The 24505-nt window shown below is 65.3% G+C and carries 22 protein-coding genes; 16 read left to right on the top strand and 6 right to left on the bottom strand.

The window, feature by feature from the left end; translation table 11 throughout:
• Window positions 1–12: 12 nt before the first annotated feature.
• The gene (locus ACREXZ_RS25100) at window positions 13–939 is read left to right on the top strand and encodes a branched-chain amino acid ABC transporter permease (RefSeq protein WP_431766820.1); all 927 of its coding nucleotides are present in this window, start codon (window positions 13–15) and stop codon (window positions 937–939) included.
• Window positions 936–2450, top strand: coding sequence for an ATP-binding cassette domain-containing protein (locus ACREXZ_RS25095; RefSeq protein ID WP_431766819.1), 1515 nt, complete (start codon window positions 936–938; stop codon window positions 2448–2450). The genes ACREXZ_RS25100 and ACREXZ_RS25095 overlap by 4 nt, the downstream gene beginning before the upstream one ends.
• 23 nt (window positions 2451–2473) lie before the next feature.
• Here ACREXZ_RS25095 and ACREXZ_RS25090 read toward each other — a convergent pair whose 3' ends face one another.
• Window positions 2474–3085, bottom strand: coding sequence for a class I SAM-dependent methyltransferase (locus tag ACREXZ_RS25090; RefSeq protein ID WP_431766818.1), 612 nt, complete (start codon window positions 3083–3085; stop codon window positions 2474–2476).
• Between the two features lie 389 nt (window positions 3086–3474).
• Between ACREXZ_RS25090 and ACREXZ_RS25085 the strand changes: the two genes are divergently transcribed.
• The 10 genes from ACREXZ_RS25085 (at window position 3475) to astE (ending at window position 14148) form a co-directional block, all read left to right on the top strand.
• A complete protein-coding gene (locus ACREXZ_RS25085) occupies window positions 3475–4164 on the top strand; it encodes an ABC transporter permease (RefSeq protein ID WP_431766817.1) in 690 nt (229 codons plus the stop codon).
• Between the two features lie 17 nt (window positions 4165–4181).
• Window positions 4182–4895, top strand: a complete 714-nt coding sequence (locus ACREXZ_RS25080) for an ABC transporter permease (protein WP_431766816.1) — start codon at window positions 4182–4184, stop codon at window positions 4893–4895.
• 57 nt (window positions 4896–4952) lie between these two features.
• A complete protein-coding gene (locus ACREXZ_RS25075; protein ID WP_431766815.1) occupies window positions 4953–5744 on the top strand; it encodes an ABC transporter ATP-binding protein in 792 nt (263 codons plus the stop codon).
• Between the two features lie 26 nt (window positions 5745–5770).
• A complete protein-coding gene (locus tag ACREXZ_RS25070) occupies window positions 5771–6817 on the top strand; it encodes a GlxA family transcriptional regulator (RefSeq protein ID WP_431766814.1) in 1047 nt (348 codons plus the stop codon).
• Between the two features lie 106 nt (window positions 6818–6923).
• Complete coding sequence (locus ACREXZ_RS25065; RefSeq protein ID WP_431766813.1) at window positions 6924–8159, top strand: aspartate aminotransferase family protein; 1236 nt, start codon at window positions 6924–6926, stop codon at window positions 8157–8159.
• Window positions 8160–8191: 32 nt separating this feature from the next.
• Window positions 8192–9259, top strand: coding sequence for an arginine/ornithine succinyltransferase subunit alpha (gene aruF, locus ACREXZ_RS25060; protein ID WP_431766812.1), 1068 nt, complete (start codon window positions 8192–8194; stop codon window positions 9257–9259).
• The gene (gene astA, locus ACREXZ_RS25055) at window positions 9256–10290 is read left to right on the top strand and encodes an arginine N-succinyltransferase (protein ID WP_431766811.1); all 1035 of its coding nucleotides are present in this window, start codon (window positions 9256–9258) and stop codon (window positions 10288–10290) included. The genes aruF and astA overlap by 4 nt, the downstream gene beginning before the upstream one ends.
• Window positions 10291–10292: 2 nt before the next feature.
• Window positions 10293–11756: a succinylglutamate-semialdehyde dehydrogenase gene (astD, locus tag ACREXZ_RS25050; RefSeq protein ID WP_431766810.1), complete on the top strand. Its 1464-nt coding sequence runs from the start codon at window positions 10293–10295 to the stop codon at window positions 11754–11756.
• 9 nt (window positions 11757–11765) lie between these two features.
• On the top strand, window positions 11766–13106 hold the full coding sequence (astB, locus tag ACREXZ_RS25045; protein WP_431766809.1) for an N-succinylarginine dihydrolase: 1341 nt from the start codon (window positions 11766–11768) through the stop codon (window positions 13104–13106).
• Window positions 13090–14148, top strand: coding sequence for a succinylglutamate desuccinylase (gene astE, locus ACREXZ_RS25040; RefSeq protein WP_431766808.1), 1059 nt, complete (start codon window positions 13090–13092; stop codon window positions 14146–14148). Before astB ends, astE begins: the two co-directional genes overlap by 17 nt.
• Before the next feature lie 11 nt (window positions 14149–14159).
• Here astE and gstA read toward each other — a convergent pair whose 3' ends face one another.
• On the bottom strand, window positions 14160–14786 hold the full coding sequence (gene gstA / locus ACREXZ_RS25035; protein ID WP_431766807.1) for a glutathione transferase GstA: 627 nt from the start codon (window positions 14784–14786) through the stop codon (window positions 14160–14162).
• 103 nt (window positions 14787–14889) lie between these two features.
• On the opposite strand from gstA, the gene ACREXZ_RS25030 reads away from it, so the two are divergent.
• The 3 genes from ACREXZ_RS25030 to ACREXZ_RS25020 all read left to right on the top strand — a co-directional run bounded on the left by ACREXZ_RS25030 (window position 14890) and on the right by ACREXZ_RS25020 (window position 18517).
• Window positions 14890–15804: a LysR family transcriptional regulator gene (locus ACREXZ_RS25030; RefSeq protein WP_431766806.1), complete on the top strand. Its 915-nt coding sequence runs from the start codon at window positions 14890–14892 to the stop codon at window positions 15802–15804.
• Between the two features lie 267 nt (window positions 15805–16071).
• The gene (locus ACREXZ_RS25025; RefSeq protein WP_431766838.1) at window positions 16072–16869 is read left to right on the top strand and encodes an ABC transporter substrate-binding protein; all 798 of its coding nucleotides are present in this window, start codon (window positions 16072–16074) and stop codon (window positions 16867–16869) included.
• Between the two features lie 283 nt (window positions 16870–17152).
• Window positions 17153–18517 carry an EAL and HDOD domain-containing protein gene (locus ACREXZ_RS25020; RefSeq protein ID WP_431766805.1) on the top strand — a complete coding sequence of 455 codons (1365 nt, stop codon included), beginning with the start codon at window positions 17153–17155 and terminating at the stop codon, window positions 18515–18517.
• A 122-nt stretch (window positions 18518–18639) separates the two neighbouring features.
• Here ACREXZ_RS25020 and ACREXZ_RS25015 read toward each other — a convergent pair whose 3' ends face one another.
• Both ACREXZ_RS25015 and ACREXZ_RS25010 read right to left on the bottom strand, forming a co-directional pair.
• Window positions 18640–19266 carry a hypothetical protein gene (locus ACREXZ_RS25015; protein WP_431766804.1) on the bottom strand — a complete coding sequence of 209 codons (627 nt, stop codon included), beginning with the start codon at window positions 19264–19266 and terminating at the stop codon, window positions 18640–18642.
• A gap of 20 nt (window positions 19267–19286) precedes the next feature.
• Complete coding sequence (locus ACREXZ_RS25010) at window positions 19287–19895, bottom strand: Rid family hydrolase (protein ID WP_431766803.1); 609 nt, start codon at window positions 19893–19895, stop codon at window positions 19287–19289.
• A gap of 122 nt (window positions 19896–20017) precedes the next feature.
• Here ACREXZ_RS25010 and ACREXZ_RS25005 point away from each other — a divergent pair, with 122 nt between their 5' ends.
• A complete protein-coding gene (locus ACREXZ_RS25005) occupies window positions 20018–20935 on the top strand; it encodes a LysR family transcriptional regulator (RefSeq protein ID WP_431766802.1) in 918 nt (305 codons plus the stop codon).
• Window positions 20936–21010: 75 nt separating this feature from the next.
• On the opposite strand, the gene ACREXZ_RS25000 is transcribed toward ACREXZ_RS25005, so the two are convergent.
• Both ACREXZ_RS25000 and ACREXZ_RS24995 read right to left on the bottom strand, forming a co-directional pair.
• Complete coding sequence (locus ACREXZ_RS25000; RefSeq protein ID WP_431766801.1) at window positions 21011–22480, bottom strand: HDOD domain-containing protein; 1470 nt, start codon at window positions 22478–22480, stop codon at window positions 21011–21013.
• An 88-nt stretch (window positions 22481–22568) separates the two neighbouring features.
• The gene (locus tag ACREXZ_RS24995) at window positions 22569–24395 is read right to left on the bottom strand and encodes a putative bifunctional diguanylate cyclase/phosphodiesterase (protein ID WP_431766837.1); all 1827 of its coding nucleotides are present in this window, start codon (window positions 24393–24395) and stop codon (window positions 22569–22571) included.
• Window positions 24396–24505 lie beyond the last annotated feature (110 nt).

The raw sequence follows: 24505 nt of genomic DNA, 5'->3' as shown, positions 1-24505 counted from the left end.
CCGGAGGGCACAGTGACCAGTCTTGTTCGTTCCCGGATGCTGTGGGCCGCCGTATTGCTAACGGTCACGGCGGCCACGCTGCCCTGGTGGGTGTCCGGTTATATCCTTGGCATCCTCACCGTCGCCTATTACTTCAGCGTCTTTTCGATGGCCTGGGACCTGCTGTTCGGTTTCGCCGGCGAGGTCAACTTCGGTCCCACTTTTCTGATTGGTCTCGGCGCCTACACGGCCGCGATACTCGACGCCAGGTGGGGGCCGCCGATTCCCGTTTGCATCGTCGCCGGCGGTCTTGTCGCGCTGGTCGGGGGGCTGCTGCTGGCGGTGCCTGCACTGCGCCTGCGCGGCCCGTACTTCGGTCTGATCACGCTGGTCGCGGTGCTGTTGCTGCAGAACGCTATCGTGATCTTCGCGGGTGTCACCGGCGGCGAGATCGGCATGACCGTGCCTGACGTGCTGTCCGTCAGCGCGGAGCAAAACTACGGGTATGCGCTCGCGTTTCTCGTGGTGTGCGCGATCATTCTGTTCGGTCTGTCGCGCTCGGCGATCGGTCTCATCCTGCAGGCGAGCGGTCAGGATGCCATTGGCGCGCAGGCGCTCGGCTTCAACGTGACCAAGCACAAGCTCGCGGCCTTTTGCATCAGCGCGGTGTTCTCCGGTGTAGCCGGTGCGATGCTGGTGTTTTATCAGGGCACGGCTTCAGTCAGCACGGTGGTGGACCTGGGCGTGGGTGTGCAGATCATCATCGCGGCTGTGCTAGGAGGCCGTCGCACCATCCTGGGCGCAGTGCTCGGTGCGGTGTTCCTGATCGTGGCCGGCGAGTTCCTGCGGCCACTGGGCCAGATCAATACCTTCGTGGTCGCCGCCTTCGCACTGGCGGTCATCCTGTTCTTTCCGGACGGGCTGCTCGGCAACCTGCTGCGCGTGAGGGAGCGAGAATGAGCGAAGGCCCCCGCCTCTCGGTACGTGGCCTGACCAAGCGCTTCGGCGGCCTGGTCGCGGTCAAGGACATCGGTTTTGACATCGAGGCCGGCGAGATCCTTGGGCTCATCGGCCCGAACGGATCCGGCAAGTCGACCGTGATGAAGCTGATCATGGGCATCGAGCGGCCCAATGCCGGCTCGGTCAAGATGGACGGCACGGAGATGGCGGGCTGGGCGCCGCACCGGATTGCCCGGGCCGGCGTGGGCATCGTCTTTCAGCACTCGCGCCCGCTGCATCGGCAGACCGTGCTCGAGCACATCAAGCTGGCGCTCCTGCCGGACTCGTTGATCAAGCTCGTCGCTGATCCGCATGTCAACCGTCGTGCCCGCGAAATCGCCGAGCGTGTCGAGCTTGGCGCCGTGATGCACCGTCATCCCGCGACCTTGCCTTTCGCGGATCTGCGCCGCATGGAGATGGCGAAGGCGATCGCGCGCGATCCCAAGGTCGTGCTGATCGATGAGCCATTCGCCGGCCTCACGCTGGCAGAGTCGGCGACGTTCGCCGAGTTGATCCGCAGTTTTCGCGCCGAAGGTCGCGCGGTGCTGCTGGTGGACCATAACGTCAAGAGTCTGGCTGCGTTGGTCGACAGGGCGCTCGCGATGTATCTGGGCGAGCAGATTGCGGAGGGCACGGCCGAACAGGTGATGCAGAACGAGACGGTGCGGCGGGTGTATCTGGGCGGCAAGATCGAGCTAAGGGAGCGGGCGCGTGGCGAGGTGCCCGGCAAGCCGGCGATTCTCGAGGTGGAGAACCTCGGCGTGCTGTACGGCAAAGCGCGGGCGCTCGACGGCGCGAGCCTTCATGTGCGCGAGGGAGAATTCGTCTCGGTGGTAGGACTGAATGGCGCAGGCAAGACGACGCTCTTCAACGCCATGTCGGGTTTCGTGCCTTACCAGGGGGCGATCCGTTTCGACGGACAGGATTTACGAGGGATGAGCGGCGCAGCCATTGCGCGCGCGGGCGTGGTGCAATGTCCGGAGAGCCGCGAGCTCTTTAGCGACATGACAGTGCGCGAGAACCTGGACCTTGGCGGATACCATCTTGCCGAAGCTGCGCGCTCGGATCAGTTGACGTGGCTCTTCGAGTTGTTTCCGATTTTGAAGTCGCGGCAGCGTCAGACGGCGCGCACGCTGTCGGGTGGCGAGCAGCAGATGCTGGCGATTGCCCGCGCGCTGATGATGCAACCCAGGCTGTTGATCCTGGATGAGCCGACCTTGGGGCTTGCGCCGGTCATCCTGGAGCAATTGTCGAAGGCGCTGGAGTTATTGCAGCGGACGACGCCGATTACGGTGTTGCTCGGCGAGCAGAACGTCACCTTTGCGTTGCCGCATGCTGACCGGGTGTACGTGCTGGAGCATGGCCGGATCGTGTGGGAGGGTGATCCGTCGAGCTTTGAGCGGGAGATGGGACGTGGCTACCTGGAAACTGTGCCGGTCGGCGATCCGCTGATATCCGCGGCGCGTAGCTAGTTGAGGATTCGCACTCCCACCCCTCAAATCACCTCCCCCCGTTTCCCCGCCAGCACCCGGCAAATCCGCTTCCCCGAACTCTCGCTAGTCACATCCTCGAACAGCAGCACTGCGCAGCCGTCGAGCGCGCCAAGCACGAGCGCGGGATCGAATGCGCTATACAAACGACCGTCCGGCTGCCGCACATCGGCACCTTCGGTCACACGCCACGATAAATAAAGCACACCATCAGGCCGCAAGATACGCAGCAGACTATCGATCGCAGAAGCAATCTCGTCCGCAGGCAGATGCATGATCACCGTCTCGCAGACGACGTTGTCGAACGTCTCGTCGATGCCGGCGAGTGCGGGCAGCGACGCTTCGCGGAACGCGAGCCCCGGATGCAGCCGGCGCGCTTCGTCGAGCAGTTCCGGCGACGCGTCGAAGCCCGTCACCGGATAGCCACCGTCCGCGAGCCATGCGGCGTCGCGTCCGTTGCCGCAGCCGATGTCCGCGGTGTCGCCGCCCGGCACGAGGTGGGTCTGCAGCATCGAGTAGAGATCGTTCGGCGGAGGCTGGTCGAGCCATTCCTGGCTGTAGCGCTCTGCATCGCGCGAATAGGCGGCGAGCGTGTCGGGGTCGGTGCGGGATGTCATGAATGGAACCGTGAGAGTGAGAGTGCGGCGCGCATGAGGCAATCCGCATGAGCATGAAGCGATCCGGACAGAGCCCATCCCGCCAGTCTATCGAAACGCTCAGGCCGACTGCATTTCCGTCTATCGAAAAAACGACCCCAAACTTGCGAAAACGCGGCGCCTCGCCGCCAAAGGCACACACCGCAAAAGCTAACAAGGCCCGCGCAAGAAGGGGATGCGACGCCTCCGAACGAGCCATCGCACGCGATGTTGCAATGCAATATGCCGGACGCCGCCGGTTTGAGCAATTTATTTTCGCCTGCGAGTATCCGCGCCATGTCAACGGGCGGCTCCGGAGCACACACGTTCCCCACCAGCCCGATAAACCACAAACGAGATTGGAGACGCCCGTGTTCCTTTACGGCTTTGGTCCGGTGCTGCTTGCCGGTGCGATCCAGACGATCGAGTTGTCCGTGCTGTCGCTCGCGGCGGCCGTCGTGCTCGGTCTTGCCGGCGCGGCGGCGAAGCTGTCGTTCAACCGGCCGCTGCGGTCCGTGGCGACTGCGTACACGACGCTGATCCGCTCGGTGCCCGATCTCGTGCTGATGCTGCTGCTGTTCTACAGTATCCAGATCGCGGTCAACAATCTGACCGACCTGCTGGGCTGGGAGCAGATCGACATCGATCCATTCGTCGCCGGCGTGCTGACGCTCGGCTTCATCTACGGCGCGTACTTCACCGAAACGTTTCGCGGCGCGTTTCTCGCGGTGCCGCGCGGTCAGCTCGAAGCGGGCGCCGCGTACGGGATGAGTGGAACGCGCGTGTTCGCGCGGATCCTGTTTCCGCAGATGATGCGATTCGCGCTGCCGGGCATCGGCAACAACTGGCAGGTGCTCGTGAAGGCGACCGCACTGGTGTCGATCATCGGTCTCGCGGACATCGTCAAGGCCGCGCAGGACGCTGGCAAGAGCACGTTCAACATGTTCTTCTTCATCCTGATCGCCGCGCTGATCTATCTCGCGATTACCACCGTGTCGAATCTCGTGCTGATCTGGCTCGAGCGGCGCTACTCGACTGGCGTGCGCCACGCCGAGCTTTAATCCTCCACGACACCCACATGATCGAGATCCTCACCGACTACGGCCGCGCGTTCCTCTACTGGGACGGGCAGCGCCTCTCCGGACTCGCCGTCACGCTGTGGCTGCTGGTTACGTCGATCGGCATCGGCTTCGTCGTGTCGATTCCGCTTGCGGTCGCACGCGTGTCGAAGAATCGCTGGCTGTCGACGCCCGTGCGCTTCTACACCTACGTGTTTCGCGGCACGCCGCTCTACGTGCAGTTGCTGCTGATCTACACGGGCATGTACAGCCTCGAGTTCGTGCGTTCGCATTCGCTGCTCGACGCGTTTTTCCGCAGTGGTTTTCACTGCGCGATCCTGTCGTTTGCGCTGAACACCTGCGCGTACACGACCGAGATCTTCGCGGGCGCGATCCGCGCGACGTCGCACGGCGAGGTCGAGGCGGCACGCGCGTACGGGATGAGCGGCTTCACGATGTATCGCCGCGTCGTGCTACCTTCCGCGCTGCGTCGTGCGCTGCCGTTGTACAGTAACGAGGTGATCCTGATGCTGCACGCCACCACGGTCGCGTTCACGGCCACGGTGCCCGATATCCTGAAGGTCGCGCGCGACGTGAACTCGGCCACTTATCGTTCGTTCGAGGCGTTCGGGCTCGCGGCGCTGATCTACTGCGCGGTATCGTTCGCGCTGGTCGCCGGGTTCCGGCACGCGGAGAAGCGCTGGCTCGGTTACCTCGCGGTGCGCGGGCATTAGCCTTGGATGTCTGCGTAGTATCGACTGTCTTACCCGTTACCTAGCCAGGAGAGCCTCTTGCTCCACACCACCCAGACCGAAGCCTGCAAGCTCGCCGTGCAGGACATCCACAAGCGCTACGGCGACAACGAAGTGCTGAAAGGCGTGTCGATGAACGCGAACAAGGGCGACGTGATCAGCATCATCGGCGCGAGCGGTTCGGGCAAGAGCACGTTCCTGCGCTGCATCAACTTCCTCGAGCGGCCGAACGCGGGGCAGATCGTCGTCGATGGCGAAACGGTACGTACGAAAACGGATCGCGCGGGCAATCTCGAAGTCGTCGATCACAAGCAGCTGCAGCGCGTCCGCACGAAGCTCGCGATGGTGTTCCAGCATTTCAACCTGTGGGCGCACATGAACGTGCTCGAGAACGTCATCGAGGCGCCGTTGCATGTGCTCGGTCTGTCGCGCCGCGAAGCTGAAGACCGCGCACGCGAATATCTCGAGAAAGTGGGCCTCGCGCCGCGCGTCGAGAAGCAGTATCCGGCGCATCTGTCGGGCGGCCAGCAGCAGCGCGTCGCGATTGCGCGCGCGCTTGCGATGAACCCCGACGTGATGCTGTTCGACGAACCGACGTCCGCGCTCGACCCCGAACTCGTCGGCGAAGTGCTGAAGGTGATGCAGAAGCTTGCCGAGGAAGGCCGCACGATGATCGTCGTCACGCACGAAATGAGCTTTGCGCGCAACGTGTCGAACCATGTGATGTTCCTGCATCAGGGGCGCACCGAAGAAGAGGGCGCGCCCGCCGAGGTGCTCGCCACGCCGCGCAGCGACCGGTTGAAGCAGTTTCTGTCGGGTAGCCTTAAGTAAAGCATCTCAAGCGCTGCTCCTAGCCGATGGCCCGTCCGTCCAGTCCTGCCCGCACGACCCAGGTCGCGATCGTCGCGTTGCCACCGGTGTCGATGTCGGGCATTGGCCCGATCGTCGACGCACTGACGCTCGCGAACGAGATCGACGGTCGCGCGCTGTATCGCTGGCAGGTGTGTTCGTGGGATGGCCGGCCGGTCGCACTGTCAGGCGGCGCGCAATGGCCCGCCGATACCGCGTTCGGCGATGCAGTGGCATGCGACTGGCTGATCGTCGTCAGCGAGCGCTTCCAGCAGTTTGCCGACTACCGTCTGTTTCTCGCGAGCCTGTCGCGCGTCGGGCAACGCACCCCGCTCGTCACCGGTATTCACCACGGCGTGTGGTGGCTCGCGATGGCGGGGCAGCTGTCGGGCTATCGCGTGAGCGTGAACTGGGAGACGTACCAGCAGTTCGCCGAGCAGTTCGAGCGTTCGATCGTCACGCAGCAGATCTTCGAGATCGACCGCGATCGCGCGACCTGCGCGGGCGGCCAGGCCACCGTCGATTTCATGCTCGCGATGATCGGTCGCGATCACGGCCCCGAACTCGCGGAACGCATCGCCGACACGCTCGGCGTCGGCGTGTTGCGCGCAGGCGAGGAGCGTCAGCGGATTCCGTTCGTCACCGCGCCCGGCGAGCGACATCCGCGTCTGAACGACGCGCTGCAGCTGATGGAAGCGAACATCGAAGACCCGCTCACCACCGACGAGATCGCGGGTCTCGTCGGCGTATCGCGGCGTCAGCTCGAACGGCTGTTCCGCCAGTATCTCGGCGCGATGCCGTCGAAGTACTACCTGGGGCTGCGGCTCACGAAAGCGCGCACGCAGCTGCAGCGCACGAGCAAATCGGTCGTGCAGATCAGTCTGGCGTGCGGGTTTTCGTCGGCGGCGCATTTTTCGAACGCGTATCGCGAGCGCTTCGGCGTGACGCCGCGCGAGGATCGCCGCAACTGGCTCCACCGGCAGCACGGCGGCGCGGCGGCAAGCGAACCGCGGCCAGCCGCGCTGATCGAACCGCCCGACACCGCCGGCTCCTGACGCGCCGCCTGCCGGAAGGCAAGCCCGACAGAACGCGTCGCGTATGCGCAAGACGTTTCGCGCCCGGTTACCTACACTATCGTCATTACCGCAACGAGGATTCGCCATGACCGACCTGACTGTGACCCGCCAGACGTTCGACGAAGTAATGGTGCCGGTGTTTTCGCCCGCCGCCTTCGTGCCCGACCGCGGCGAAGGTTCGCGCGTGTGGGACACCCAGGGCCGCGAGTACATCGATTTCGCGGGCGGCATCGCCGTCACCGCGCTCGGCCACGCGCACCCGGAACTGCTGAAAGTGCTGCACGAACAGGGCAGCAAGCTCTGGCACATCGGCAACGGCTACACGAACGAACCGGTGCTGCGCCTCGCAAAGCGCCTCGCAGACCTGACCTTCGCCGACCGCGCGTTCTTCGCGAACTCGGGCGCCGAAGCGAACGAAGCGGCGCTGAAGCTCGCGCGTCGCGTCGCGTTCGAACGCCACGGTGCCGACAAGGTCGAGATCGTGTCGTTCACGCAGTCGTTCCACGGCCGCACGTTCTTTACCGTGAGCGTCGGCGGCCAGCCGAAGTATTCGGAAGGCTTCGGCCCGGTGCCTGCCGGTATCGTCCATCTGCCGTACAACGATCTCGAGGCCGCGCGCAACGCGATCGGCGCACGGACCTGCGCGGTGATCGTCGAGCCGGTGCAGGGCGAAGGCGGCGTGATTCCCGCCGATCCGGCGTTCCTGCACGGCCTGCGCGAACTGTGCGACCGCCACGGCGCACTGCTGATTTTCGATGAAGTGCAAACGGGCGTGGGCCGCACGGGCCGCTTCTACGCGTACGAGGACACCGGCGTCACGCCCGACATCCTCACGACCGCGAAGGCGCTCGGCAACGGCTTCCCGATCGGCGCGATGCTGACCACGAACGCGCTTGCCGCGCACTTCAAGGTCGGCGTGCATGGTTCGACCTACGGCGGCAATCCGCTTGGCGCGGCGATCGCGGAGAAGGTCGTCGAGCTGATCAGCGATCCGAAGCTGCTCGAAGGCGTGCGTCAACGCAGCGACCTGATCAAGGCGAAGCTCGCGCAACTGAACGAACGCTTCGGCATCTTCCGCGAAGTGCGCGGCAAGGGCCTGCTGATCGGCGCCGAGTTGACCGATGCGTACCAGGGTCGCGCGAAAGATTTCCTCACGGCATGCGCAGCACACGGCGCGATGCTGCTGATCGCCGGTCCCGACGTGCTGCGCTTTGCGCCTTCGCTGGTGATGCCGCTGGCCGATCTCGAAGAAGGCTTCGCGCGCATCGGCCGGGCGGTCGAAGAAGTGGTCGGCGCGACCGCTGCGGTGCCGGCCCGCTGAGTTCGCGGCGCTTCATTCAACCAGGAACGACGATGCTCTTCGTACGCCCCGGCCGTCTCGCCGATCTCGACGCACTCGAGCATATGGCGCGCACGGCGCAACCCGTGCTGCATTCGCTGCCGCACGACCGTCGCGCGCTCGAAGCGCGCGTCGCGCTGTCGGAGGACTCGTTTCGCGCGGAAGTCGATTTTCCGGGCGAGGAGTTCTACCTGTTCGTCCTGGAAGACAGCGCGACCGGCACGCTGCACGGCACCGCGAGCATCGTCGCGGCGGCCGGTTATTCCGAGCCGTTCTACGCGTTTCGCAACGACGCGCTGATCCACGCGTCGCGCGAGCTGCACGTGAACCGCAAGATCCACGCGCTGACGATGTCGCACGAGCTGACCGGCAGGAGCCGGCTCGCGGGTTTCTACATCGACCCGGCGCTGCGCGGCGACGCCGCCGCGCATCTGATGTCGCGTGCGCGGATGATGTACATCGCGGCGAACCGCCGACGCTTCACGCCGGAGGTGTTCTCGCTGCTGCTCGGCGTGACCGGCGATGATGGCGTGTCGCCGTTCTGGGAAGCGGTGGGTCGCAAGTTCTTCGGTCGCGACTTCGCCGATATCGAAGTGGAGTCGGGCGGCCGCAGCCGCACCTTCATCGCGGAGGTGATGCCGAGTTATCCGCTGTACGTGCCGCTGCTGCCGGAAGCGGCGCAACGCGTGCTCGGCGAACCCGACGAACACGCGCTGCTCGCATATGAGATCCATCTCGAAGAGGGCTTCGAGACCGATCGCTACGTCGACATCTTCGATGCGGGGCCGGTGCTCACTGCGCAGATCGATCGCAGCGCATGTGTCGCGCGCAACGAGACGCGCGCGGTGCATGACGCGGGTCAGCCGCAACCCGGGGCCGAACGCAACGCGACTTATCTGATCGCGAGCAATCGTGCCGGCGAGTTCCGCTGCGTGCTCGGCGATCTGCCGGATGCGCGTGAAGCCGGTGCGCCGCTTGTGGCAACGACGCGTGCGGCGCTCGGCGTGCAGGAAGGCGACATAGTGCGCTGCGTCCCGCTCCATGGTCTGCCGCACAGCGATTCTTCGGGGGAAGCATCATGATCGTCGTTCGCGTCGTGCAGACGGGCGATGTGGACGCGCTCGTCGCGCTCGCTCAGGAGACCGGTCCCGGCCTCACCACGTTCAAGCCGGACCGCGACGCGCTCGCCGCGCGCGTCGAGCGTTCACGCCGCACGCTCGAAGGCCATGCCGAGCCGCACGAGGAAGGCTATTTCTTCGTGATGGAAGATACCGCGACCGGCGACGTCGCCGGCGTCTGCGGCATCGAAACCGCGGTCGGCCTCGAGCAGCCGTTCTACAACTATCGTGTGAGCACGGTTGTGCACGCGAGCCAGGACCTCGGCATCTGGACACGGATGCACGCGCTGAACATCTCGCACGACCTGACCGGCTACGCGGAAGTGTGCTCGCTGTTCCTGAGCCCGCGCTACCGGACGGGCGGCGTCGGCGGCTTGCTGTCGCGCTCGCGCTTCATGTTCATCGCGCAGTTTCGCGAGCGTTTTCCGCAGCGCATTTGCGCGGAACTGCGCGGCCATTTCGATACGGAAGGCACGTCGCCGTTCTGGCGCGCGGTCGGCTCGCACTTCTACCAGATCGATTTCAACGCAGCGGATTACCTTAGTTCGCACGGCCGCAAGTCGTTTCTCGCGGAGTTGATGCCGCGCTATCCGGTGTACGTCGATCTGTTGCCCGAAGAGGCGCAGGCATGCGTCGGTCTCACGCACAGCGACACGATTCCCGCGCGGCGGATGCTCGAAGCGGAAGGGCTGCGCTACGAGAATCACGTCGATATCTTCGATGCGGGTCCGGTGCTCGAATGCCACGTCGCCGATTTGCGTACGGTGTGTGAAAGCGTCGTCGTGCGGGTCGCCATTAGTGAAGCGGGACAGGCCGATGCAAGCGACGCGCGTTCGCTCGTGTCGAACACGTCACTCGACGATTTCCGCTGCGGCATCGCGACGGGTGTGCCGCACGACGGCGCGTTCCGCATCACCGCGGACGAAGCCGCGGCACTGGACGTGAAGGCCGGCGATCCGGTGCGGGTGTTGCCGCTGAAACACAGACAGGGATGACCATGAACGAGCTTTTCATCGACGGCGAATGGGCCGCCGGAACCGGACCGGTATTCGCATCGCACAGCCCGGGCACGGGCGAGACGGTGTGGGAAGGCGCGAGTGCGTCGGCGGACGACGTCGATCGCGCAGTACGCAGCGCGCGACGCGCGTTCGTGCCGTGGTCGGCGCGGCCGTTCGACGAGCGCTGCGCGATCGCGCGCCGCTTCGCCGAACTGCTGGGCGAACGCAAGGAAGCGCTCGCTGTCGCGATCGGTCGCGAGACCGGCAAGCCGCTATGGGAAGCGCGCACCGAGGTCGCCACGATGGCCGCGAAAGTCGCGATCTCGATCCAGTCGTACACCGAACGTACCGGCGAGCGGCGTGCACCGATGGCCGACGGCGTCGCGGTATTGCGGCACCGTCCGCACGGCGTGGTTGCCGTGTTCGGTCCGTACAACTTTCCGGGTCACCTGCCGAACGGGCACATCGTGCCTGCGCTGATCGCGGGCAACGCGGTCGTGTTCAAGCCGTCGGAACTCGCGCCGGGCGTCGCGCGCGCGACCGTCGAAACGTGGCGCGACGCCGGCTTGCCGGCGGGCGTGCTGAATCTCGTGCAGGGCGAAAAGGACACAGGCGTCGCGCTCGCGAATCACCGGCAGATCGACGGGCTGTTCTTCACCGGCAGCTCGGACACCGGCACGCTGCTGCATCGTCAGTTCGGCGGCCGGCCGGAGATCGTGCTCGCGCTGGAGATGGGCGGCAACAATCCGCTCGTCGTCGCGCCGCTCGCCGATCTCGATGCGGCCGTCCATCACACGATCCAGTCGGCGTTTCTGTCGGCGGGGCAGCGCTGCACGTGCGCGCGTCGCGTGTTCGTGCCGGACGATGCGTTCGGTTCACGCTTCGTCGAACGGCTGACCGAGGTCAGCGCGCGTATCGCAGTGGGCCTGTACGACGCCGATCCGCAGCCGTTCATGGGCGCGGTGATTTCCGCGCGTGCCGCCGCGAAGCTCGTCGATGCACAGACGCAACTCGTCGCTGCCGGCGCGAAGCCGCTGCTCGAGATGCATCAGCGCGATCCGCGGCTTGGCTTCGTGAGCCCGGCGATTCTCGACGTGACCGGTCTGAACGATCTGCCCGACGAAGAGCACTTCGGCCCGCTCGTGCAGATCGCGCGCTACCGCACGTTCGACGAAGCGATCGAGCGCGCGAACGACACAGCGTTCGGGTTGTCGGCGGGACTACTCGCCGACGACGAAGCGTTGTGGACGCAGTTCCAGCGTACCGTGCGCGCGGGTGTCGTGAACTGGAACCGGCCGACCAACGGTGCGTCGTCCGCGGCGCCGTTCGGCGGCACGGGCCGCTCGGGCAACCATCGGCCGAGCGCGTACTACGCAGCCGACTATTGCGCATGGCCGATGGCGTCGGTCGAAAGCGCGCAGCTGCAGATGCCCGCGAGCGTCTCGCCGGGCCTTCATTTCTGAGGATCGACGATGCAAGCCACTGAAGCGAACTTCGACGGGCTCGTCGGCCCGACGCACAACTACGCGGGGCTGTCGTTCGGCAACGTCGCGTCGCAGAACAACGAGAAGTCCGTCGCGAACCCGCGGGCCGCCGCGAAGCAGGGGCTGCGCAAGATGAAGCGGCTGGCGGACCTCGGCTTTCATCAGGGCGTGCTGCCGCCGCAGGAGCGGCCATCGATCCGCCTGTTACGCGAGCTCGGTTTCTCCGGCGACGACGCGAATGTGATCGCGAAGGTCGCGCGGGACGCGCCCGAACTGCTCGCCGCGGCGAGTTCCGCGTCGGCGATGTGGACCGCCAACGCGGCGACCGTGAGCCCGTCGGCGGACACCGGGGACGGCCGCGTGCACTTCACGCCGGCGAACCTTTGCAGCAAACTGCATCGCGCGATCGAACACGAATCGACGCGCCGTACGCTGCGCGCCATTTTCGCGGACCCGGCGCGCTTCGTCGTGCACGATGCGCTGCCCGGCACGCCGGCGCTCGGCGACGAAGGCGCGGCGAACCACACGCGTTTCGCCGCCGAATACGGCACACGTGGTGTCGAATTCTTCGTGTACGGTCGCAGCGAGTATCGTCGCGGGCCGGAGCCCAAGCGCTATCCGGCGCGGCAGACGTTCGAGGCGAGTCGCGCGGTTGCGCAACGCCATGGGCTCGCCGAAGAGATGACCGTCTATGCGCAGCAGAATCCCGACGTGATCGACGCGGGCGTGTTCCATAACGACGTGATCGCGGTCGGCAACCGGCATACGCTGTTCTGTCATCAGCTGGCGTTCGTCGATCAGTCCGCGGTGTACGACGAATTGCGCACGAAGCTCACGAAAGCGGGCGCGCCGTTCGACGTGATCGAAGTTCCCGACGCGCAGGTGAGCGTCGCCGACGCGGTCAGCTCGTATCTGTTCAACAGCCAGTTGCTGACGTGCCCGGATGGTCGCCAGGTGCTGGTCGTGCCGCAGGAATGCCGCGAGAACGCGCGCGTGTCGGAATGGCTCGACGAACTGACGTCGAAGAGCGGTCCGATCGACGACGTGCTCGTGTTCGATCTGCGCGAAAGCATGAAGAACGGCGGTGGGCCCGCGTGCCTCCGGCTGCGCGTCGTGCTGAACGACGCGGAGCGCGCGGCGGTCGCGCCGGGCGTGTGGATCGACGATGCGCTGTTCGGGAAGCTCGACGGATGGATCGAGAAGCACTATCGCGACCGGCTCGCGCCGTCCGATTTGAGCGACCCGCTGCTGCTGCGCGAATCGCGCACCGCGCTCGATGAACTGACACAGATCCTTCGCGTGGGCTCGCTCTATGACTTCCAGCGCTGAGTCGAATGCGGGCGCGATGCTCGCCGATTTTCTGGCGTGGACGCTCGCAGGTGAACGTCCGCGTGAAGGCGAAGCGCAGGGCGTTTGTGCGGACGGCGTGCGCTGGACGTGGCTCGACGACGGCGTGCTGCAGTTCGAGCCTGTAAAAACGCAGTCGACAGAAGTGCTCAGTGTGCTCGCATCGGCGGGCGTGCATGGCGACGAGACCGCGCCGATCGAATTGCTGTCGCGCCTCGTGCGCGATATCGCGGACGGCCGCGCGGCCCTCACGTGCCGGCTGCTGGTGCTGCTCGGCAACGTGGATGCGATGCGCGGCGCGTGCCGCTATCTCGACGACGATCTGAACCGGCTGTTCGGCGGTCGTTATACGCAGTTGCCGGAGAGTCGCGAGGCGCCGCGTGCAGCCGCCCTCGAACGCGCGGCTTCACGCTTCTTCGACACCGCTGGAAATGAACCCGGCGCGCGCTGGCATATCGACATGCATACCGCGATCCGCGGCTCGGTGTTCGAGCGCTTCGCGCTGTTGCCGTACACCGGCGCACCGCTGTCGCGCGCGATGTTCGAATGGCTCGGCGACGCGCACATCGATGCAGTGCTGCTGCATACGACGAAGGCCAACACGTACTCGCACTTCACCGCCGAGCATTGTGGCGCGCTCGCGTGCACGCTAGAACTCGGCAAGGTGCGGCCGTTCGGTCAGAACGACCTGACCCGCTTCGCCGGAGCGGACGATGCGCTGCGCCGGTTGCTCGCAGGCGAGCCGGCTACGCAGCCTGTGTTGCCGCGCGTGTTCACCGTGATCGACCAGATCACGAAGCAGAGCAACGCATTCGAACTGCTGGTCGCCGCCGACGTGCCGAACTTCACGCCGTTCGCGAAGGACACGCTGCTCGCACGCGATGGCGATTACCGCTACGCGGTACGTCACGACGAGGAGCGCATTGTGTTCCCGAACCCGACCGTGAAGCCCGGCTTGCGCGCGGGACTGCTCGTGATCGACACGACCCGCGACACGCACGCGACGCTCGACGCGACTGCCTGAGCCGCGTCGTCTCACGCAGACGCCTGGTGCGCCTTCGCCAGCCCCTCGGCGATCAACGCTTCACGCACCTTCGGCCGCGCGGCGACCCGCGCCTGATACGCCAGCAGATGCGGGTAGTCCGAAAGACCCATCTTCAGCATCGGCGCCCAGTTGACGATCGTGAACGCATACGCGTCGGCGACCGTGAACGTGCCGGTGAGGTAATCGCGCGTGGCGAGCAGCTTGTCGAGTTCCGCGAAACGCGCCGCGAGCCTCGTGCGGCATCCGGCTTTCGTCGATTCGGCTGTGTCCGCATGCCACAGCCACGGGCTGAACGCCTTGTGCATCTCGGTGCCGATATGGGTCAGCCATTCGAGTACCGCAAGACGTTCGGGCGTGCCCGCAGCCGGGATCAGCGCGTGCCGCGGGTCGCGGTCGGCAACGTATTGCAGCAGCGCCGCGCCTTCGGTGTGCCGCGAGCCGTCGTCGAATTCGAGCAGCGGCAGGTAGCCGCGCGGCGAGATCGCGTAGTAGTCGTCGCCGTTTTCGAGCGTGTGCGTCGGGAGATTGACCTTGACGGCCTCGAAGTCGAGGCCCGCTTCGCGCAGCGCGATATGGACGGCGAGCGAGCAGGCGCCAGGCGAGTAGTAGAGTTTCATGAGTAATCCGTTCTATGAGTGATACGGTTGAGTCGGCCGAAGAGCCGCTGTGGTAAAAGTAGCACCGCTCCGATCATTCGATAAACAGGCGGACGACCAAACGATGCGTGCAAAAACGCAATACACGCAGTACGAACTGACGCCGGCCGACACGCAAACCGTGCTCGCACTCGTGCGCGCGGGCACGCTTGCCGAAGCGGCGCTGCGGCTTGGCCTCGATGCGTCGACGGTATTCCGCTCGGTGCAGCGGATCGAGCGCGGTCTCGGGCAGCGCCTGTTCGAGCGTTCGCGCACGGGCTACCGGGCGACGCCGCTCGGTCTGCAGCTCGCGCGCCACGCGGAGCGCATCGAGACCGAACTCGCCGCCGCGCGTTCGAGCGTGCAGGCGGCCGGTCACCGCGTGGCCGGCCCGGTCCACGTGACGACCACCGACACCGTGCTGTACGGCCTCCTGCTGCCGATGCTGCGCGATCTCGCGGACCTGCATCCGGCGCTGTCGTTCGAGCTGACCGCGGACAACACGCTCGCGAGTCTGACGAAGCGCGACGCGGACATCGCGATCCGTGCGACGCGGCGCGCGCCCGGGCATCTGATCGGCAAGCAGGTCGGGCCGGTGCACGTTGCGGTGTTCGCTGCGAAATCGACCGGCATCCGCAGCGGCGACCCCGACGCGCTTGCGCACTGCGACTGGGTCGCGCCGGACGGCTCGCTCGGCAATCATCCTTCGGTGCAGTGGCGCAAGCGCCATTGCCCGGACGTGCAGCCGCGCTACTGGACCAACAGCGTGATGGCGGTGCTGGAACTCGTCGCGGGCGGCTTCGGCGTCGGCATCGTGCCGGTGTTCCTCGCGCGCGGTCGCGACGACCTCGTGCAGCTGACCCCGCCGCTCGACGAAGCCGAAGCGCAGATCTGGGTGCTCGCGCATCCGGAGTCGCGTCATCTGCCGCACGTCGCGGCCGTCTATGCGTATATCGCCGAGCGTCTCGCACAGGAACTCGCCGACTCACCTGGCGTCTGATTTGCGCTTACCTCTTGCCCCCGAGCGACACGAAGTTGCGGATTCGCCGCGCGTGCGCTGCGTGACGAATCCCCCTGCGCACAGTGCGGCCCCGCAGGTTCGCGTGTGCGCCCCCTGTACAATCCCGCGTTCGCCGCTGCTGCGGCGCATCACGCCGACGCCCTGCGTTTGGAGCGGCACGGCGGCACTGCGATGATGGGCGCCCCGCTTCGATCCGCGCAGTGGTGTAGTGGTTGGTTCGACCAAGCTCTTCCTGGAATACCGATGATGAACATGAACTGGCGAAAAACGGCCGTGCTCGCGATTGTCGCGGCGGCCACGACGATGGCAGCAGGTGCCGCGTCGGCAGCAGATATCAAGGAAATCCGCTTCGGCGTCGAGGCGTCGTATGCGCCGTTCGAATCGAAGACGCCCGCGGGCGACCTGCAGGGCTTCGACATCGACATCGGCAACGCGGTGTGCGCGAAGCTGAAGGCGAAATGCGTGTGGGTCGAGAATTCGTTCGACGGACTGATTCCCGCATTGCAGGCCCGCAAGTTCAACGCGATCAACTCGGACATGACGATCACCGACCAGCGTCGTCAGGCGATCGACTTCACCGATCCTATCTATGTGATCCCTAACCAGATGATCGCGAAGAAGGGCAGCGGCCTGCAGCCGACACCCGCTTCGCTGAAGGGCAAGCACGTCGGTGTGCTGCAAGGCACGATCCAGGAAGCGTATGCGAAAGCGCGCTGGGCGCCGGCCGGCGTCGACGTCGTGCCGTACCAGACGCAGGACCAGATTTACGCGGACCTCGCGTCGGGCCGGCTCGACGCGGCGTTCCAGGATGCGGAGGCGGCGTCGAAGGGTTTCCTGAAGCGTCCGCAGGGCGCGGGCTTCGAATTCGCGGGCCCGCCGGTCAGCGACGAGAAGCTGCTTGGCGCGGGCGTCGGCTTCGGCGTACGCAAGGGCGACAAGGCGCTGAAGGACGCGTTGAACGAGGCGCTGAAATCGCTGAAGGCGGACGGCACGATCGACCGCTTCGCCGCGAAATACTTCGACGTGAAGGTCGTGCTGAAATAAACAGCCGCGGCGTTCTACGCCACGCTGTCGATGCCACGGGCCGCCGCGATGCGGCCCGTGGCTTTTTTTCGTGGGCTTTCGTCAGAGTCCCGGCGGAGCTCTGCGAAGTTTTCGCGGATTTTCCGAAGCACCCCACACGATCGGGCCGTGGCAGGGGGCGCTCTGCGCTAAACTCTGCGTGCGTTCCGCCTACGCTCGTCAGGGCGTTTTCAGCGGGCGCCCACACACAAAGCACAGATCAGATAAAGCAGGCTGAAGCGTACGCGCTTCGCGGGGGACTGGAATGAACACGATCGCGGCCGATGGCCCGCGTCGCCATGCCGTGCCGGGCGTGGCGAAGACGACGACCGCGCAGGTGGTGTTCGCGCGGCAGCCTTTGCTCGACCGCGACGGCATGCTGTGCGGTTACGAAATGAAAGCTCGCGAAATCGCTGCCGGGGAAGTGGCGGCTTCGTTGACGGACTCGTCGGCCGATGCCGCAGAACCGCGCCGCTCCGATCCGCTCGCGGGCGTCGATCCTGTCGTGCGCGCGGCGATCCAGCCGGCGGTGCGTGAGGCGCTCGTCGGCCACATCGGCTATCTCGACGTCACGCGCGCGATGCTGCTCGACGAGTCGTTGCAGATGCTGCCTCCCGACCGTTTTCTGCTCGACATTCCACCGGACATCGAAGTCGACAGCACGCTGATCTCGCGCATCGTCACGCTGCATGCGCGGCGCTACCGTTTCGTGCTCGATCATGTGGTCGAAGCGGATCATACGTTCGCGCAACTGCTGCCGTATGCGGGCGCGGTGAAGATCGAGTTCGCGCGCATCGAACCCGCGATGCTCGAGAAGCTCGCGGGCGTATTGAGGTCGGCGGGCAAGACGCTGATCGCGCTGGGCATCGAGTCACAGGCCGATTTCGAAGCCGCCCGGCAACTGGGCTTCGACCGCTTCGAGGGGTACTTTTTCGCGCGGCCGCAATCGTCGACCGCGCGTCGTGTGAGCGCGCCGCGTCACGCGCTGCTCAATCTGCTGCAACTGCTCGGTTCGGAGCCGACCGTCACGCAGCTCGAAACCGAACTGAAACTGAACCCCGTGCTCGTGATGCATCTGATGCGGCTCGCGAACACGAGCGGTCTCACGATGGGCCGCAAGGTCGAGACGCTGCGCGAGGCGATCAACGCGACCGGCACCGACCGCATCGCACGCTGGACGCAACTGCTGCTGTACGCGGACGGCCGCAAGGTCGCGCTCGAAAGCGATCCGCTGCTGCAGCTCGCGGCGACGCGCGCACGCTTCATGGAACTCGCGATCGCGCAGTTACCGAGTGCCGGCCGCGACGAGGCCGACGCTGCGTTTCTCACTGGCGTGTTCTCGTTCGTCGATGCGGTGTTCGGCGGTTCGCTCGAAAGCACGCTCGACGTGCTGACGCTATCGCGACCGATCCGTGCGGCGATCCTGTCGCGTGATGGCGTGCTCGGTGTGCTGCTGGCGGCGATCGATGCGCTGGAACGCGGCGCATGGGACGACGTCGACGCAGCGTGTACGCAGCTCGCGCCGCTGACTGCCGCGCAGATCGCCGCGCTCGCGCTCGAGGCCGCGGCGTGGGCAGGCGTCGCGGATCGTCATGCCGAAGCGGCGGGGCTCGAACGTCTGGACGAGTGATTTGACGTGCGAGCGAGGGCGAGTGCATCGCGCGGTCGCGTGCATAGCCGCGACGTTTCGTCGGCCGATGCGACGTTCGTGAAAACGATCAGCAGACCCTGGTCGTCGCCAGACAGGCACCGTCATCCAGGCTGGCGACGAACATAAGCGTAGCGATGCGCGAGCCATTTCGTCGCGCTTCCGTCTGCAAGGATGAAATACTGGTCCTTGGTCTCCGCGTCCGGGCCGGATTGCACGATAACCTCCTCCATCCGAAGCATCTGCCCACTGACCGAGGTGCCACCACCCGGGATGGCAAACGGTTCGAACTGCACGCGGATGCGGTCAACCGGATCATGGTCGAAGCTCCACGCAGGCATCAGGCCTACGGGCGCGCGGGTATCCATCGACAGATATTCCCACCGCCCCGTTACGCGGTTGAACCCGAGGTAATCGATGCGATTGACGTTCGAGTCCGATGCGTCTCCAGGTGAATGCAGGACCTCCTGCAGATACAACCCGACCATCCGTCGCTCGGCGACCTGTCCGCGGACGATTTCCGGAGCAGCGCCGGGTCGCGACCATAAGGTTTCGACGACATCCCATCGCCCGGTACGCGCTGCGAGCGCCGTGCCCTCGCGACCCAGGGCGTTCATCCGGATAGCGGCGGTGTCGCGGACCGGTGGGGTAGGGGCAGCCTGCGCGTGGGCGGGGACGTGAAGAATGACAGAGCAGACGACAAACAAGATGGATATGACGGGAACGCGCATTGCAGATCTCCAATACTGTGTCATGAGGGCGATCGGTGTCGCGGTAGCCGGCCTGCGTGCTCCCGCGCGGCCACCGCTTCTATTTCGACGAGAAAGGCAGGCTCGGCGAGCGCGACGACCTGAACGGTCGCCCGCGTTGCAAGGTTCGGGTTCGTGCGGGCACCGAAGTACTGCCCGAAGTACTGCCGGTACGCGTCGTTCATGCCGGCATAGTCCATCGCGCCGCCGAGAGCAGGGTCGCCGACGAGATAGACGGTAAGCTTCACGACATCGGACATGCGATAGCCGCGCCTGGCGAGCGTCGCTTCGATCTTGCCCAGGATGTTGAGCGTCTGTGCCTGGGTGTCTCCGAGTTGTGCCCTGGTGACGTCGCGCGTCACGGGACGATCCGGGCTGTCGGACAGAGATGCCGTCTGGCCGCTCAGTAGCAGAAGGTCCGAACTGGACGGGATCGCTACGCCCTCGAGTATGTTGGGCGGGGCCGACCCGGAGGACAGGAAGCGTTCGATAGCCTGCGCTCGAGCCGTAGCAGACGGAACGATCGACCCGAGGCCGATGAGGAAACACAACGCCACAACCCCGCGCTTCTCCGCATGGATGCGCAAACGCTGGCCGTTTGCTGTACTCATGGAATGCTCTCCTTTGTGCCGGAAGGCGCCGTCGACTATCGAATACGCATGCCAGGTGAGGAGTCTAGGATTTGCGGACCTTCATGCATAATCGATTATTGATATACGGAGTAATCCATGCCATGAATCTTCACGGGATCGATTTAAATCTCCTCGTCGCTTTTGATGCGCTCATGGCCGAGCGGAATGTGACGCGTGCGGGCGTACGTATTGGCCGGACACAGCCAGCCATGAGTGCCGCGCTGTCGAGGCTACGAACGCTGCTACGGGACGAACTCTTTGTGCGTGGACCGGATGGGTTGCAACCCACGCCGCGTGCACTGGATATCCTGGTTCCCATCTCGCAGGCTCTGGGTCAGATCCAGAAAACCCTCGACTTCACGCAAGCTTTTCAACCGGAAACGTTCTCCGGTTCATTCACCATTGGCATGTCGGATTTGCCGACAGAGGCGGTGTTGCCGCAACTTATCGGGCGAATGGCAACGCTGGCCCCGTCGGCAACGCTGCATGTCAGATTGATAGGCGCCCGCGAAGAAGCCGTGGAATTGCTCGATGCAGGAGAGATCGATGCCGCTGTTTGTGTTTCGTTCCACGAGGTCGCCCGGCTTCTTAGCGAGCCGCTCTACGAGGAGCGTTTTGTATGCGTACTCCGGAAGAAACACCCGGCGGCAGCCGGACGTCTAAGCTTGAGCACTTTCCTGACGCTGACACATTTGCTTGTGTCACCGGAAGCAGAACACAGGGGTTTTGTCGATGTGGAACTGGGCAAAATCGGCGAGACGCGCCGCGTTGGATTAACCGTGCCGCAGCTCCATGCCGTGCCGCGGTTGATCGCAGGGTCGGACATGATTGCTACGGTACTCGAGGGCACGATTAAGGCGTCCCGCTATGGGGACTTGCTTGCCGTCAAGCCTCCGCCGTTAGACCTTCCTTCTATTCCATTTTTTTTGCATTGGCACAAGCGCAATTCGAATCACCCGGCACAGCGCTGGCTTAGAGACCAGATCACCGATTCGGCTGCGAGCTGGGGGCACGCTTAGACCGTGTTGGACACTTTGCGTTAGTTTGATTTGCGCGATGGGTTGCGTTATCAGTTACCTGAAACGACCTGCTCCTCAGCGCGTCTCCGCTTCGGTATCCGTATCCGTCTCGATCGTATGCGCAAAGAACCGGCTCAGCTCGCGCCCGAGCCCGTTTAGCGCGGCCATCTCGCGCTGCGAGATACGGCGCGGTTCGTGCGTGAGCGACCAGTCGCCGTATAGCAGCGCGACGGTAGACTGATCGCTTTCGCGTGCGATCGGCAGCAGCACGAACGAGCGCGCGTCGTCGATCGTGCGGCGGAACCATTGCGGCAGTCGCGCGAGCATCTTCGGGTCGCGTGCGTTCTCGATGAAGATGCCGACCGAATTCGCGATCGCCAGATGGAACACGTCGGGTTCGAACGCCGCATCGAACGACAGCATCGGCAAGGCGGTCTCGACATCGGGCCCGAAGCCGAGGCGCGCGGTGAACGTGCCGCTGCCCTGGCGCACGAACACGATCGTGCGCGTGAAGCCGAGGCCGGCCAGCACGGTTTCCGACGCGAGTGCGAGTGCCGGGCCGAGCGCGTTGTCGGACGGTAGCGCGCGCAGATCCTCGACGCCCGCGCCGATGCGCGCTTCCGGATCGAGCGACTCGCGCGCGATTGCGTCCGCGCTCGCGCGCAGTTCGACGATCTCGCGTATGACGCTGTCGCCCGCTTCTTCGTGCGCAAGCGCGACGCTCATCTCGACGAGCGTGTCCGCGTCCGAGCCGAGCACGCGGCTGTAGCGGCCAGCGAGCTCCGCGATGCGCGCCTCGCGCTGCCATTCCGGCAGGTTCGGCGCGGTCAGCAACGATGCGACTTGGGTCGAATAGCTGGTGAGCGCGCGCAACCATTGCACCTGGCGCGGCTCGTCGGCGTGCGGGTCGTAGTCGCCCATGCCGGTGCGGATCGTGTCGGGCAGACGCCAGCGCTTCGCGGCCTCGAGGCCGATTTCCTCGAACGTCACACCGAGCACCAGGTTGCACGCGTCGTCGGGGTCGGCGTCGCCTTCGATGCGGTGGCGGATCTGATCCCACTCGGCATCGAGATAGAACACGACCAGCAGCTTGCCGATCTGCCGCATCAGCGTGCAGACGACCGCCTCTTCGCCAACACGCAGATCGCCGCGCTCGGTGAGCTTGCGCGCGACGCAACCCGACAGCATCGTACGGTTCAGTTCGAGTTTCGCGTCGATGCGGCGCGGCACGCTGTGATGAAAGTGATCGACGATCTTCAGCCCAACCACCAGATGACCGACCGCGTCCATGCCGAGCACCATCAGCGCGCGCGTGACGGTCGTGATGTTGCCGCCGAACGCCATGTACATCGCGGAGTTCGCGAGCCGCAACACCTTCTGCGTGAGCGCAAAATCGGACAGCACGATGCGCACGAGCGAGCTGAAGTCGAGCTCGTCGTTGTTCATCGCGGCCATCGTCGTGCGCAGCGACTGCGACAGCATCGGAAAGTCGCCGCGCTCGCTCATTCGAGTCCAGAGTCTGTCGAGCACCGCCGCTTTTACCATGTGAATCCCGCCAGCAAAACCATACGTGTTGCAATGAGTGTTACGTCGCCATGACGTTGACCGCCGGATCGCACGAGCACCGGTCGCGTCACGTCGCGAGACGGGACGTGCCGTGCAGATGCAGCGTGCGCGCTTCGAAGCGCTGCGCCAGTTCTTCCGACGGCAATGCCCTGCAGACCAGCCAGCCCTGAATATGATCGCAGCCCATCTCGGTCAGCAGTGCGCGCTGCGCTTCGGTCTCGACGCCTTCGGCCACCAGTTCGAGATCGAGCGTCTGTGCGAGGCCAACCACCGCGCTGACGATCGCCTGATCGTTGCGCGAGGTTAGCAGATTCTCGACAAAACTCCGGTCGATCTTCAGCTTCGCGAGCGGGAAGCGCTGCAGGTACGCGAGGCTCGAATAGCCGGTGCCGAAGTCGTCGACGGCGAAACGGATGCCGATCGCGGTCAGCTCTTCGAGCAGCGCCTTCGCGTGCAGCGGATCGTGCATCAGCAGGCTTTCGGTGATTTCGAACACGAGGCGGCGCGGATCGAGCCCGGTCAGCTCGATTGCTTCGCGCACGTTCTCCTTGAAGCGCGGATCGCGGAACTGCTGCGGTGACACGTTGACGGCGACGTACTGCAGCGCGATGCCCTGTGCGTCCCACTGGATCAACTGCATGCACGCCGCTTTCAGCACCCAGTGGCCGAGATAGTTGATGAGACCGACCGATTCGGCGAGCGGAATGAACATCGACGGCGGCACCAGCCCGTGCAGCGGATGATGCCAGCGGATCAGCGCCTCGACGCCGACCACGCCGTGCGTCTGGCTACTCGTGATCGGCTGGAAGTGCAGCGAGAATTCGCCGTTGCGCACGCCGTCGTAAAGATCCGATTCGAGCTTCAGGCGCTCGGCGTCGGCGGGGCTGTCGTCCGCGACGTAGAACGCGAGCGTGTTACCGCCCGCGGCCTTCGCCTGCAGCAGCGCGTGATCGGCCCAGCGCAGCAGATGGCTGTCGTGCGTCGCGAGGTCGTGGGTGCCGGACACGTCCGGGTACAGCGCAATGCCGATGCTCGCCGACAGATGCACCTGCTGGCCGCGAAACGAATACGGCTGCTGCACGGCGGTCAGCAGGCGCCGCGACAGCGCTTCGGCTGCGGCGGCCATCGACGTGCGGCCGCCGCCGGCAGGCAGCAGGATCGCGAATTCGTCGCTCGCAACGCGCGCGATCGTCTCGCCCTGGTTCGCCGTGGTCGCGAGGCGGCGCGCGGTGTCGCGCAGCATTTCGTCGCCTGCGTCGTAGCCGAGCGCGCGGTTCACCCGCTGGTAGTCGTCGAGATCGAGCAGCAGCAGCGCGGCCGGCGTGCCGAGCGTGTCGGCGCGCTGCTGCGCGTCGAGCAGCGCGGGAATCAGCGCGGACAGGTTCGAGATGCCGGTGAGCGGATCGTGATTCAGCGCGTGTGTGAGGCGCGCTTCGGTCGCGCGCCACGTCGACACATCGAAGCCGGCGATCGCATAGCCCTCTACACCGTCATGCTGGTTGCTGACGACGCGCAGCTCGACCGCGATCGGGTACGTGAGCGACTTGACGAGCTCGATGGTCGCTTTCTCGACGGTGCCACTCGACTTCGCGCGGGCGAGCAGCGCGGCGAGCCGGGCGGCGTCGGCGGGCGCGACGAGATCGTGCAGCGTAACGGTCTGAAGATACTCGCGGTGATAGCCGATGAAGCGCAGGCTCGCGTCCGACACGTAGAGAAAGTGCAGCTCGTGATCGACCTGCGCGAGGAAATCGACCGCGCCGACCGTCTGCTCGATGCGCAGCGGCGCGAACGCGGAACCGGGCTGGCCGCCCGTACGCCGGCCGAACGCACGGAACCGGTCGAAGACCGTGCGCAAGGAGCCCCGGCGGGGCACGATGATGCTGTTCGCTTCCATGTGTGTGGCGGGCAACCCCTCGTCGTTCTGCATTGGTGCGGCTCGCTCGCCCAGCCGCGCACGATCCGCGACAGGAACGGTAGAGCCGCCCATCAGAACTTGATATCGAC

Source organism: Paraburkholderia sp. (assembly GCF_050742655.1).
GTDB lineage: Bacteria > Pseudomonadota > Gammaproteobacteria > Burkholderiales > Burkholderiaceae > Paraburkholderia.
This window is presented reverse-complemented; position numbering and strand designations above follow the sequence as displayed.